This window comes from Coxiella-like endosymbiont (genome assembly GCF_024730665.1).
Taxonomy (GTDB): Bacteria; Pseudomonadota; Gammaproteobacteria; order Coxiellales; family Coxiellaceae; genus Coxiella.
The window spans coordinates 406700-420460 of sequence record NZ_CP084737.1; the positions used below are offsets into that span (position 1 = coordinate 406700).

A 13761-nucleotide genomic window follows, 5' to 3' on the forward strand; every position below is an offset into this window, starting at 1 on the left:
TTTATTCTTCAATTGAATAATTTAGTGATTCTTTTGTAATTGTTACATCATGGACATGACTTTCGCGAACACCCGCACGGGTTACTCGAACAAATTTTGTTTTTGTACGCAATTCATTAATATCTTTGCAACCAGTATAGCCCATACCTGAACGCAGGCCGCCGACCAATTGCTGAATTACCCCACGTAAAGGACCCTTGTAAGGCACGCGTCCCTCAATCCCTTCAGGGACATATTTTTCCTGTTCCTCATGAGATTCCTGAAAATAACGATCGAAAGAACCATAAGTTCCAAACATCGCCCCAGCAGAACCCATACCCCGATAAGATTTATATGAACGACCTTGATATAAAACCTCTTCTCCGGGTGCTTCTTCGGTACCAGCTAATAATCCACCAATCATTACGACGTGCGCTCCAGCTGCTATGGCTTTACAAATATCACCAGAGAAACGAATTCCTCCATCGGCAATAACGGGAATATTATCGTTTTTTAATTCTGCAGCTACTGAAGCAATTGCCGTAATTTGTGGCATACCAATGCCTGCTATAATCCGCGTAATGCAAATAGACCCAGGGCCAATTCCTACTTTAACCGCATCTGCACCTGCATCCACTAACGCTCTGGCAGCTTCAGCAACAGCAATATTACCAGCGATGATTGGTACATGCGGATAATGCTTCTTAATCCATTTCACCCGCTTAATCACCCCTTTCGAATGCCCGTGAGCTGTATCTACCACAATCACATCAACACCTTCTCTAATCAACGCCTCTACACGTTCTGAAGTCTCTTTTCCGGTCCCAATTGCAGCACCTACACGTAACTGCCCTGAGACCGTTTTACAGGCATTAGGATTCTGTGCTGATCGTAAAATATCTTTCACCGTAATCAAGCCACGCAATTCATAGCCTTCATTAATGACAAGCAATTTTTCAACCCGATGTTGGCGGAAAAGATTAATGATTTCATCACGCGAGGCTCCTTCTTTTATGGTGATTAACCGCTTTTTTGGGGTCATTAAGTTGACCACTTTTTGTTGCATATCCAACTCAAAACGAATATCGCGATTGGTAATAATCCCTATAAGCTGTTTTCCTTTTACCACCGGTAATCCAGAAATATTATGTTCATTTGTAATTTTCTTGAGCTCGCCAATGGTACTTTCCGGAGAAACAGTAACGGGATCAAAAACTACCCCGCTTTCAAACTTTTTAACTTTGTGGACTTCACTTGCTTGTCGCGCTGGGCTCATATTCTTGTGAATAATGCCGAGGCCTCCCGTCTCAGCCAATGCAATGGCTAATCGTGCTTCTGTGACGGTATCCATAGCGGCGGATAAGAAGGGGATGTTAAGAGTAATATCACCAGCGAGCTTTGTGGCCAGCGATACGTCTTTTGGCAAGACTTCAGAGTAACCAGGAAGTAATAGAACATCATCGAAAGTTAGTGCTTCCTCGTAAGCTCCCATAACGCCTCACAACTAATGATAGAATTCTAGACGCTTCTTAATGAGTTGTCGAGCTCAAAATATAGGTCAGCGCAATAAAAACACCATAGCAAGACACCTCTCCTTACTCGTTACAAGAAAATGCCAGTGGTTAAAAGACAAGAGAACAAAAAAACTGAGAAAATTTGATAATGCTTTAATTTTATTAAAAAGAGCTAATACTATGGAAATTAAGAATCCAAATCCTTCTGCCAAACTTATTATAAACACAATTTTTTTAAATCCACCTTCCTTTTTGAAAAATTTGCACAAACATCGAAACAGTAAAAATAATAAGAAAAACAATCATCGTTTCTCGTGGTGATATTCTATATTAATCCTGTTCGAGAAATTTATTTGTATCGAAAAGCTACCCAAGCCTATCTTTTCAAAGGCTGTCTCGCGATATACGTCGTTCGCTATCAAGGCAGAATCATTCAGTCTTTCTAATCCCCCTCTAAGAAAGCAATACTAATTCTGTATGGATAAAAGGAAAATATCTTCTTACAGAGTCAGCGACTACCGCTGATTGAGAGATAAAAAACTAATTGAATTCAACTTACACAACAGAAATTAATTTAAATGGTAAATGTTTTTCTATACTCCATACGGAAATCACACTGTTCACTTAATAAATAAAGTTGCAATTAACATCGCTTGCGGATAGGCTTCTTTTGGATTTTTTACATCAACTGTATGCACAGTCGCGATTTCCGTACTGTAAAAAGACATCATAACAACTAGTTAATCCTACCCACATCCCGCTCTGCCAATATGAGGTAACAAAGCATTTTTAACCTACGTATAAACATCACCATGATCTTTGCTTATTGATGAAAGTTCAGCTGCAATCAGCGCCTCGGCAATAAGAAAAAATCGTTCCTAAAATAAAAAAGAAAATAAGAGAACTGCCAAATAAAGCGGCAGCAGGCAAATCTGATACTATCCACTATTATCCACGGACACCTGCTATAATCGTCGCTAGACTAAATACACCTAATTTTTGCCTGATTATGTTCGACTGGTTCATAAATATAAATGAGTTAGTATCTAGAGAAGGAGATAATTACCGGAGTGATTTTTCTACCAGTGTTGCGAGTTTCTCTGCTGTTTGACGAACAATAACTTCATCATTACCTTCCACCATCACGCGAATTAACGGTTCCGTTCCGGATGGGCGTAATAAAATACGACCAGCACTATTAAGTTGTTTTTTTGCTTCTGCTACAGCTCTTTCGATAGTGTGGTAACGTCTGATATCTAAAACTTCACCGATGGGTATATTAATTAATATTTGTGGCCGTTTTACCATTATTTTCTTTAGTTCAGCAAGCGGCTTACTAGTCTGTTGCATAATCCGTAAAATTTGTAAGGCAGTAATAATGCCATCTCCTGTTGTCGTAAATCCTAAATCAACAATATGCCCTGATGATTCACCACCTAAAAACCAGCCTTTTCGTTGCATTAATTCGAGTACATAACGATCACCTACCGGTGAGCGCTCAAATACAATATGGTGCCGTTTTAATGTTTGCTCCAGACCTAAATTACTCATCACAGTGCCCACAACACCAAGTGGACGATCTTCTTTCAAATGAAAGCGATCGATGGCTATTATGCATAATAATTCATCTCCATCGACTTTAACTCCTCGATGATCTACCATGATCAGCCGATCACCATCACCATCAAAAGCGATACCAACATCGGCTTTATGTTTTATAACACTTTTTTGCAATTTCTGTGTGTTAATTGCGCCACAACTTTGATTAATATTAAATCCATCTGGTTTAATATTAACTGGGACCAAAGTTGCACTGAGTTCATGGAAAATAGAAGGTGCAACGGCGTAGGTTGCACCATTCGCGCAATCTAAAACAAGCTTTAAACCTTTTAAAGAGAGTTGGGAAGGAAATGTATTTTTACAAAATTCAATATAACGACCGTGCGCCTCACTCATGCGCGCAGCTTTTCCTAAACGCTCAGCTTGCATGGTACGCATCGGTTTATCGATTTGTTTTTCAATAGCTAACTCTAATGCGTCCGATAATTTAAAGCCATCTTTATTGAAAAATTTAATTCCATTATCAGGATAATCATTATGCGAAGCGCTAATAACAATGCCAGCATCGGCACGCACCGAACGTGTTAAATAAGCAAGAGCTGGCGTTGGCATTGGACCTGTGAGTTTAATATTAACTCCAGCCGCTGATAAGCCAGCTTGAAGCGCTGACTCAATCATGTAACCTGAAATACGTGTATCTTTTCCAATTAGAACGGTAGCCGATTGGCTATTTGCCAATACTTTACCTACAGCCCAACCCAATTTAAGCATAAACTCTGCATTAATGAGCGAGCTACCTACTTGTCCACGGATCCCATCCGTTCCAAAATATTTTTTTCCATTTTCCTGTCTCCTTATTTACTTAAATAAGGAAAAAATTAATCTTGATACTTCTTACTATTACTCCATTTCATCTTTGCTAATCCTTTTAGCATAAGCTGCTATTTTTACTGCTTCTCGGCTTGCTTTTACATCATGTGTTCGAATCACCGAAGCACCTTGGTACACAGCTAATGTATCCGCAGCAATGCTTCCAAAAAGTCGACCCATCGGCGGTTGATTAATAACATCTCCCACCATTGATTTTCGCGACCATCCTGAAAGGATAGGCAACTTCAAGGAAGTGAATTCAGATAATCGGTTTAGTAAATAAAAATTTACGGTCAAATTTTTCCCATAATTGCCTTGACCAAAACCGGGGTCAATGATAATGCGATCCCGCGAAATACCTACTGTTGCACAACGTTCGATCGCATTTTTCAAGTCATTTTTAATATTCTCTAAAAAACTAGAACAGGATGAGGAACCTGATTTTTGCACCGAACCAGGGAAATGCATGAGGCATACCGGCGTTTTCAACTCTGCCGCTGTCATCAAAGCACCTTCTATTTGTAAGGCACGCTGATCATTAATTATATCGGCGCCGGCATTCACCGCTTCTCGCATTACCTGAGGTCGACTTGTATCAACAGATACTAGAATATTGAAATGCTTTTTGATCCTATCAACAGCAGGTATAAGACGATCTAATTCTTTCTGCAAAGACGGTGAATCTTTGTCAAGTTTCACAAACGGATTCGTTGCTTCTGCTCCAATATCCAAAATATCAGCACCTTCTTCTATCATTTTTTCGGCAGTATGCAATACAGAATTTAAATCTGAATGGGGATTGTAGAATGAATTAGGAGAAACGTTAATGATTCCCATAATCGCTGGTTCAGAAAAAAGACACAACGGCCATCATACAAGCGCAAATAAAACTGCTTTTCTAACATTGTCATTCTCGTAAAGGGGTGCAAAAATTAAGTTGAGCACCTTCAGCTGGCAGAATTTGGTGCCGGTGCTCTAGTGATGGCTCAACTTCAGCTACGGGTACTACAGTTGTTTCTTTTTTTCGTCTTCCTTAGTACTCCCATTTTCTTCTTTCCAACCTTCAGGCGGAGACGATTCTTTCCCTGCTAAAATTTCTTTAATTTGTACTTCCCCAATAGTTTCATACTTAATTAATGCATTTGCCATTGAATGAAGTTGATCTATGTGTTCTTCTAAAGTTTTCTTTGCAATACCATAAGTCGCATCAATAATGCGACGCACTTCAGAATCAATCTCTTTGTTGGTCGCCTCTGAAATATTTCTACGTTGCGTGACGGATCGTCCCAAAAAGATTTCACTTTCTTCCTCGCCATACCTCAAAGGCCCCAATTTTGGCGACAACCCCCATTTAGTCACCATACTTCGTGCGATTTCGGTAGCTTTTTCAATATCGTTAGAAGCACCCGTAGTAATTTGATCATCACCAAAAATGATTTCTTCGGCTATACGTCCACCAAATAATCCTGCTAACTGACATTCCAGTCGACGTTTCGTCATGCTATAACGGTCTCGTTCAGGTAAAAACAGCGTAATGCCTAAAGCACGACCTCTTGGAATAATTGTAACTTTATAAACAGGATCATGCTCAAGCATGTGTAAACCAACAATCGCATGCCCCGCCTCATGATAAGCCGTTAATTTTTTTCTTCATCACTCATTACCATCGAGCGACGTTCTGCCCCCATTATAATTTTATCTTTTGCGCGTTCAAACTCAATCATGCCAACTTCTTTTTTATTTTCTCGTGCGGCGAAAAGAGCAGCTTCATTAACAATATTGGCCAAATCCGCACCAGAAGATCCTGGTGTCCCTCGCGCAATCACAGAAGCCTTTACATTAGGTGCTAATGGTAACTTGCTCATATGGACCTGAAGAATTCGTTCACGGCCTTTAATATCAGGTAGCGGTACCACTACCTGACGATCAAAACGACCAGGACGCAATAAAGCAGGATCAAGCACATCCGGTCGATTAGTCGCTGCCATCACGATAATACCCTCTTTCCCTTCAAAACCATCCATTTCTACCAAAAGCTGGTTCAGCGTTTGCTCCCTTTCGTCATGCCCACCACCCAAACCAGCACCTCGATGACGGCCAACAGCATCAATCTCATCAATAAAGATAATACATGGCGCTTGTTTCTTTGCTTGATCAAACATATCACGAACACGTGAAGCGCCGACACCTACAAACATTTCCACAAAGTCCGAACCCGAAATTGTAAAGAAAGGTACCTTCGCTTCACCAGCGACAACCTTAGCTAATAGCGTCTTACCTGTTCCTGGTGGCCCCACTAGAAGAACGCCGCAAGGCATTTTGCCACCTAAACGTTGAAATTTAGCTGGATCACGAAGAAAATCGACCAATTCTTTGACTTCTTCTTTTGCCTCTTCAACTCCGGCGACATCATTAAAAGTCACTTTAACCTGATCTTGACTAAGCAACCGTGCTTTACTGCGCCCAAACGACATTGGACCCCCACCGCGAGTTCCCCCTTGCATCTGACGCATAAATAAAATCCATACGAAAATTAAAATTAAAAACGGTAACCAACTAATAATAATATGCAAAAACATGCTTTGTTGTTTGGGTGGTTCACCTTTAACACTAACGTCTTTCGTCATCAATTGATTGAGAAGGATTTGATCTTCCATTGGTAAATAAGTCGTAAAATGCTGATTATCCTTAGTAATACCTTTAATTTCGTGTCCCTGAATAACTACACTACTGACTTTGTCATCATTAACTGCTTTAACAAATTTCGAATAACTATAAGATTGAACTTCTGGCTGATGTGCACCAAAATTGCTAAAGATAGTGATGAGAACTACTGCAATCACTAACCACAGCAGTAAATTCTTAACCATACTATTCAAGACGTTACCTCGTATTTGCTTTATGCTTATTGATTATAGCCTAGAAATTCAGTAGCGAGTATATAAATTTCACTCAATCGTAGCCTCCGTGAGGCGCTTAGTTTTTCGAGTTTGACACGCTTAAAGTGCTGGTGCAAGTCAACTAAAAGTACGTCGATGCTAGACCCTGAAAATTTAGCTAAAAACCATATTTTATATAGAATAATTTTGGCCGATTAACACTTTTCATACCAAAATATTGTGGGGAGGCTATACCCGAAATAACAAGATCTATATGTCCACTCGACCTTTTCTTGTGTACTATTTATTTCCTGTGAGTGATTAAAATCTGCTTCATTAAAATCACCCTTCATGCATCAAGTGAGAGATCAATTGCAGAAACCATTGCGATAACCACCGTACCGTCAAGTCCCTACAAGTTCTTTAGCTACTTGAAAACACCACACCCTGGTGCACCCAAATCGAAATAACGTTCATTCCAGATTTAAAAGCTATACAAAAAACTATAATTCCGGCGTACTTACAACAATTGAACGTAGCCGAGAGAGGAACAACTTTCTTTACTTGTTCACATAAAGCAAGTGTTTACTTTGCGTCTTAAAAAAGCCCCAACTGCAATTTGGCTGTGTCTGACATCATACTGCGGTCCCATGGTGGATCAAGTACAATCTCAACATGAATGTCACTAACTTCAGGAACAGCAAGAATTTTTAGTTTTATATCCTCAACTAGCACAGGTCCCATTCCACAACCTGGCGCCGTTAATGTCATTTGAATAAGCACGCGATGTGCGTCATCCTTCACTCTCTCAATATCACAGATGTAAACCAGTCCTAAGTCGACAATATTGACTGGAATTTCTGGGTCAAATACTGTGCGCAATTGCGCCCACACTTTATCTTTAATGCTGGCATTATTAGGTAACTTATCCAAAGGATTTTCGGCTTGTTTGCCTAAAGAATCTGCGTCTTGAGCACCAATGCGTGCAAGATTGCCATAAATAACCACCGTGAATGTGCCTCCCATACTTTGGGAGATAGTTACTTCAGTTCCTTTGGGCACCCTAATCAGCCTACCTGAAGGAACCAGCAAAGCCATGGTATCTCGATTAAGGATGATAATTTCTTTTTCGTCAGTCGGCATTCTTTTCTTCCTTTAAATGAAAACTCTCGCCACAACCGCAAGCGCCAATGACATTTGGATTATTAAATTGTAGTTGATATTGACCTAAGTCTTTTTTTACATAATCGATCAACGTTCCATCAATCATATGAATATAACGAGAATCAACTAAAATAGTTAACCCAGAAGCAGTTTTTACAGGCACATCGCCTTTCCTTGGAGAGTCAATGATTTCCAGTTGATACATGTACCCTGAACAACCCGTTTTTTTAATTGATATACGAAAAAGCAGCTCACCAGCTCGTTTTTTCATTAGCGATCGAATATAATGACAAGCTGCATGGGTTAATTCAATAACAGGGATTGCCATCATTCGGTCCCCCCACGGCCTCTTTTTTCTTATTACGTAAAGCAGCCAACGCTGTATGCCAACATAAAGTCACACATTTCACGCGCATCGGAAATGCAGACACACTAGCTAAAACCGATAATTTACCCAATCGGTTAATATCGTCGGAATTTTTCCCCGTTACCAAATTGTGAAATTGAGAAAATAAATTTTCAACTTCTTGTATCAATTTTCCTTTCAACATTTCTGTCATCAGTGAAGCTGATGCCATTGAAATAACACAACCGCTGCCTTCAAAGCAAACCTCCTCAATAACGCCATCTTCTTCATGAAAATAAACTATCAATCGATCACCACATAAAGGGTTATAGCCTTCATGGATATGTGTAGGCGCAGATAGCGAAGCGAAATTTCGCGGATTTCGACCATGATCAACAATAATTTCTTGATATAAATCAATTAAATTATTCATGTTTTTTTCTCTATTTGTTCATCATGCGGCAATTTATTCTCTTTCATATCTACAAATTAATTGCATACACATCATTCTCACAGTTAAGCTTGCCTCTAACCCCGACAAAGCAGGAAAATCTAGAAGTTAGTTACATCCCCTGACTCTGGGTACCCACTTTCATGGGATGACGTGCTTTTCCAAACACTTTAATGACTTTGTGCAAACCTTCTACTAATCGATCCACATCATAAAAAGTATTATAGATCCCGAACGTAACACGCGTCGTCGCAGGTAGGTTAAAGTACTCCATCAGAGGCATTGCGCAATGATGCCCAGCTCGAACGGCAATCCCTTCGTTATCTAAAATGGTCGCAATATCGTGAGGATGCGCTTGTTCCATTACAAAAGAGATGACACCAGCCTTATGCGATGCATTACCAACTATTTTTAGCCCTGAAATTTTCAGTAGCTGTTTCGTCGCATAATGTAACAATGCTTCTTCATGTGCTTGAATTTTTTCAAACCCGATAGCAGTAAGGTAATCAATAGCTGCAGCCATTCCAACAACGCCTGCCATGTTAGGCGTACCCGATTCAAATTTATAAGGCAACACATTATATTCTGTTTTTTCAAAACTGACATGCTTGATCATATGACCACCACCCTGATACGGAGGCATCACTTCTAACCACTTCGATTGCCCATATAACACACCAACACCGGTGGGGCCATATAATTTATGACTTGAAAATGCATAGAAATCGCAACCCAAATCTTGAACGTCAACAATCATATGCGGCGTAGCTTGTGCACCATCTAACAAAATGGGAATCCCTTTTTGATGGGCCAATTGAATTATTTGTTTAACCGGATTAATAGTGCCCAACACGTTTGAAACGTGAATTAACCCTATAATTCTTGTTTTTATTGTCAATAAACCTTGATATGCTTCAAGATCTAATGTGCCATTATCTTTAATAGGAATGATTTTTAATTTAGCGCCAACCCGCTCACATAAAATTTGCCATGGCACGATATTAGAATGATGTTCCATCACCGAAATTAATACTTCGTCACCACTTTTAATTTTCAGCCATCCAAAACTTGCTGCGATTAGATTAATGGATTCTGTAGTACTGCGAGTGAAAATAATTTCGTGGCTATATTTGGCGTTGATAAAGCTTTTAATTTTTTTACGAGCATTCTCATAAACGGCCGTTGCACGTTCACTTAAGGTATAAATACCACGATAGACATTAGCATTATCATAAGAGTAATAATGCAATATAGCGTCAAGAACCGATTGCGGTTTTTGTGCAGTGGCACCCGTATCTAAATAGACTAGTGACTTGCCTTGCATACGTTGTTTGAGCAAGGGGAAATCATTTCTGACAGCTAATAAATTACACATGATGACGCCCACCCCGATAACAGCTTCGTCTTGCCAACCGATGGTTGACACTTTTTTGAACATATTTTGAAACCAAGGGGTGCGGGAGTACTTCAATAATTTCATTAGCAAACGCGCAAGTTAGTATATGTTCAGCTGCTACACGATCTATCCCACGACTTTGTAAATAAAATAGAGTTTCATCATTTAATTGACCCACTGTGGCTCCGTGAGTACATTTCACGTCATTATTATAAATTTCTAATTCAGGTTTAGTATCGACTTCTGCTTCTGTGGATAAAAGTAAGTTTTTATTCGTTTGATATGCCTTCGTTTGACCAGCATTAGGATGAACAACAATTTTCCCGTTAAATACAGCACGTGATCGGTCCGCTACAATGCCTTTATAATTTTGCTGGCTCATGCAACGGGAAACACGATGATCGATACAACTGTGATTGTCAATATGATGATTGCCTTTTAGATGATAAAAACCAAACAATTGGCATGAAGCTCCTGATTCATCCAGCGAATAATTCAAATCATCACGGCTAAGCGATCCCCCCATAGCTACATGACAACTCATCACTTGACTATCTTGCGCCTGATGAATTGTCGTACTAGCAATGTGAAAGGCTGAGTCGCCTTCTTGTTGCAACTTATAGAGATAAAGATTCGCTGAAGCTTTTGTATGTACTTGCGTCACCAGATTATTAAAATAAGTGATGTCATTGGCGCCCTGATAATCTTCAAAAATAATCGCTTTAGCCTTTTCTTCGATGACAATCAAATGACGTGTTTGCGACATCATCAGAGGCTGCGTCGGTTTTGTTAAATAAATTAAATGGATGGGCTTTTCAATCTGACAATTTTTGGGAACATGCAGGAATATACCATCTTGAAAAAACTGTCATTTAATAATGAAAATGGTGTTTCATAATGGGACTCATTTATTAAATTTTTTATCGTCTCATACTGAGTCATTTTTAGTGAGCTTAATAAGACTTCTGGAGGTAATTGGGATAAATCTGATGAAGCGGATGAAAAATGCCCGTTAATAAATACTACACGATGCACATCATCCAAGATAAAATTAGAAATATCACAATCAACAGATTCATCGAATGAAAAAGACTGTTTCTCAATCTCTGACACGTCAGTATATTTCCAATCTTCTATTTTACTATGTGGAAATCCCTGTGACAAAAAGACATCCAATCGTTCCGCCTGCCATATACACAACTGATCATCGTGAAAGCTTTGCAACGACTTTAAATAGGTTTTATTCCAAGTCATAGCCAACCATACCCCTTTTTTCAAGTTCAAGCGCCAATGATTGATCGCCTGATAATACAATTTGCCCATTTATTAATACATGCACGAAATCCGGCTTAATATAATCTAATAAACGCTGATAATGCGTTACCAGTAAAATAGCACGATCGTTACCTTGAAAACTATTAACGCCCTTCGCCACAATTTGCAAAGCATCGATATCCAACCCAGAATCGGTTTCATCTAAAATAGCCAGCGTTGGATTTAGCATAAGCATTTGCAAAATTTCATTACGTTTTTTCTCACCGCCGGAAAAACCTTCATTAACAGAACGCTTTAAAAATTTATCATCCATTTCAACTAGTGATAATTTTTCTTTAACTAACGCTATTAAGTCCATCGTGTCAAGCTCCGACTCCCCCGTTTTTTGCGAACACTGTTAACAGCCGTTTTTAAGAAATAAAGGTTATTGACACCTGGAATTTCGACAGGATATTGAAATGCTAAAAACAAGCCTTGTACAGCTCGATCTTCAGGTGTTAGCTCCAATAAATTATTCTCACAGTAACGAATTTCTCCTTCTTTGAGAGTACAATATTCACGTCCTGCTAATACTGAAGCTAACGTGCTTTTACCAGAACCATTCGGTCCCATAATGGCATGTACCTCACCCGTATTAATTGTTAAATTAACGCCTCTGAGAATTTCACTATCATTTACATTCACATGTAAGTTTTTTATCGTTAGCATAGGTCTTTCTTTACTCTTGTTTTCCGCGTCCACAAAGCAACCCCTCATCATCTCGCAGATTATCCAACAGCCCCTTCAAGATTTACTTCCATTAACTTCTGTGCTTCAACTGCAAATTCCATCGGTAATTTCTGAAAAACTTCTTTACAAAAACCGTTCACGACCATAGACACCGCATCTTCCTCCAAGATACCGCGCTGACGACAGTAAAATAATTGATCCTCACCAATCTTTGATGTTGTCGCTTCGTGCTCAATACGCGCAGTTGGATTTTTTACCTCAATGTAGGGAAAAGTATGCGCACCACAATGGCTACCAAGCAATAAAGAATTGCACTGGCTATAATTGCGTGCATTGTCAGCTCTTGGTGATACGCGCACAAGTCCGCGATAACTATTCTGACCACGACCGGCAGAAATACCTTTTGAAATAATAGTACTTTTTGTATTTTTGCCGAGATGAACCATTTTCGTACCTGTATCCGCTTGTTGTAAATTAGCAGTGAGCGCTACTGAATAAAATTCACCTACTGAACTATCCCCTTTTAAAATTACACTGGGATATTTCCACGTAATTGCTGATCCCGTTTCAATCTGCGTCCAGGAAATTTTAGAATTTATCCCGCTACAAACCCCTCGTTTCGTTACGAAATTATAAATACCACCCTTACCTTCTTTATCTCCTGGATACCAGTTTTGTACCGTGGAATATTTTATCTGCGCATTACCCAATGCAATCAATTCAACAACTGCCGCGTGTAGTTGGTTCTCATCGCGCTGAGGAGCTGTACAACCTTCTAAATAACTTACATAACTTCCTTCGTCTGCAATAATCAGTGTTCGTTCGAATTGGCCTGTATTGGCGGCATTAATTCGGAAATACGTGGATAATTCCATAGGACATCGCACACCTTTAGGAATATAGACAAAAGAACCATCGCTAAAGACAGCCGAATTTAAAGTTGCAAAAAAATTATCGCGATAAGATACTACACTACCAAGATATTTCTCCACTAGATCGGGGGAATTTTTTACAGCTTCTGAAAACGAACAAAAAATTATGCCAACTGCAGCTAATTTTTCTTTAAAGGTGGTTGCCACAGAAATACTATCAAAAACAGCATCTACAGCAACACCCGTTAATCGTTGCTGCTCATGCAGCGGAATACCTAATTTATTGTAAGTTTCAAGCAATTTTGGATCAATTTCATCTAAATTTTTAGGTTTGTTTTTTGTTTTTGGTGCTGCATAATAACTAATTTCTTGATACTCTATAGGATTAAAAGATAAATGCGCCCACAGTGGCGGTTTCATGGTAGTCCAATACCGATAAGCCTTTAAGCGCCATTGCAACATAAAATTGGGCTCATTTTTTTTTCTGAAATGAGTCGAATTACATCCTCATTTAGACCAGGTGCCATGACGTCAGTTTCGATGTCGGTGATAAAACCATGTTCATAGGTTTTATCAACTATCTTTTTAAGATAACTCTGATTCGACATTTTAGTCCTCGAACTTTGATAGTGGTTTTTGCATATTCGCCAAGCTTAAACTGTCTAATACCTCAAACATTTTCACTTAATAAACTGTTAATTATCCTGAAAACTACAGACAGCATCG

Annotated in this window: 9 protein-coding genes and 3 pseudogenes; all 12 read right to left on the reverse strand. The window is 39.2% G+C overall.

Going from position 1 to position 13761, the window contains the following annotated elements:
• Position 1 precedes the first annotated feature (1 nt).
• On the reverse strand, positions 2-1471 hold the full coding sequence (gene guaB / locus LG660_RS01710; RefSeq protein ID WP_258267632.1) for an IMP dehydrogenase: 1470 nt from the start codon (positions 1469-1471) through the stop codon (positions 2-4).
• Positions 1472-2555: 1084 nt separating this feature from the next.
• A complete protein-coding gene (gene glmM, locus LG660_RS01715; protein ID WP_258267709.1) occupies positions 2556-3911 on the reverse strand; it encodes a phosphoglucosamine mutase in 1356 nt (451 codons plus the stop codon).
• Positions 3912-3953: 42 nt separating this feature from the next.
• Entirely contained in the window at positions 3954-4760 is an 807-nt protein-coding gene (gene folP, locus LG660_RS01720; protein ID WP_258267633.1) for a dihydropteroate synthase, read from the reverse strand.
• Positions 4761-4928: 168 nt separating this feature from the next.
• Positions 4929-6802 (reverse strand): annotated as a pseudogene (gene ftsH / locus LG660_RS01725) (ATP-dependent zinc metalloprotease FtsH).
• Positions 6803-7399: 597 nt separating this feature from the next.
• On the reverse strand, positions 7400-7945 hold the full coding sequence (sufT, locus tag LG660_RS01730; RefSeq protein ID WP_258267634.1) for a putative Fe-S cluster assembly protein SufT: 546 nt from the start codon (positions 7943-7945) through the stop codon (positions 7400-7402).
• Complete coding sequence (locus LG660_RS01735; RefSeq protein ID WP_258267635.1) at positions 7935-8297, reverse strand: iron-sulfur cluster assembly accessory protein; 363 nt, start codon at positions 8295-8297, stop codon at positions 7935-7937. The genes sufT and LG660_RS01735 overlap by 11 nt, the downstream gene beginning before the upstream one ends.
• Complete coding sequence (gene sufU, locus LG660_RS01740) at positions 8275-8745, reverse strand: Fe-S cluster assembly sulfur transfer protein SufU (RefSeq protein WP_258267636.1); 471 nt, start codon at positions 8743-8745, stop codon at positions 8275-8277. Before sufU ends, LG660_RS01735 begins: the two co-directional genes overlap by 23 nt.
• Before the next feature lie 130 nt (positions 8746-8875).
• Positions 8876-10138 carry a cysteine desulfurase gene (locus LG660_RS01745; protein ID WP_258267710.1) on the reverse strand — a complete coding sequence of 421 codons (1263 nt, stop codon included), beginning with the start codon at positions 10136-10138 and terminating at the stop codon, positions 8876-8878.
• Entirely contained in the window at positions 10131-11009 is an 879-nt protein-coding gene (sufD, locus tag LG660_RS01750) for a Fe-S cluster assembly protein SufD (RefSeq protein ID WP_309137055.1), read from the reverse strand. The genes LG660_RS01745 and sufD overlap by 8 nt, the downstream gene beginning before the upstream one ends.
• Positions 10958-11413, reverse strand: a complete 456-nt coding sequence (locus LG660_RS01755) for a SufD family Fe-S cluster assembly protein (protein WP_258267637.1) — start codon at positions 11411-11413, stop codon at positions 10958-10960. Before LG660_RS01755 ends, sufD begins: the two co-directional genes overlap by 52 nt.
• Positions 11410-12142 (reverse strand): annotated as a pseudogene (sufC, locus tag LG660_RS01760) (Fe-S cluster assembly ATPase SufC). Before sufC ends, LG660_RS01755 begins: the two are co-directional and overlap by 4 nt.
• Positions 12143-12201: 59 nt before the next feature.
• Positions 12202-13643 (reverse strand): annotated as a pseudogene (gene sufB, locus LG660_RS01765) (Fe-S cluster assembly protein SufB).
• Between the last annotated feature and the right edge of the window lie 118 nt (positions 13644-13761).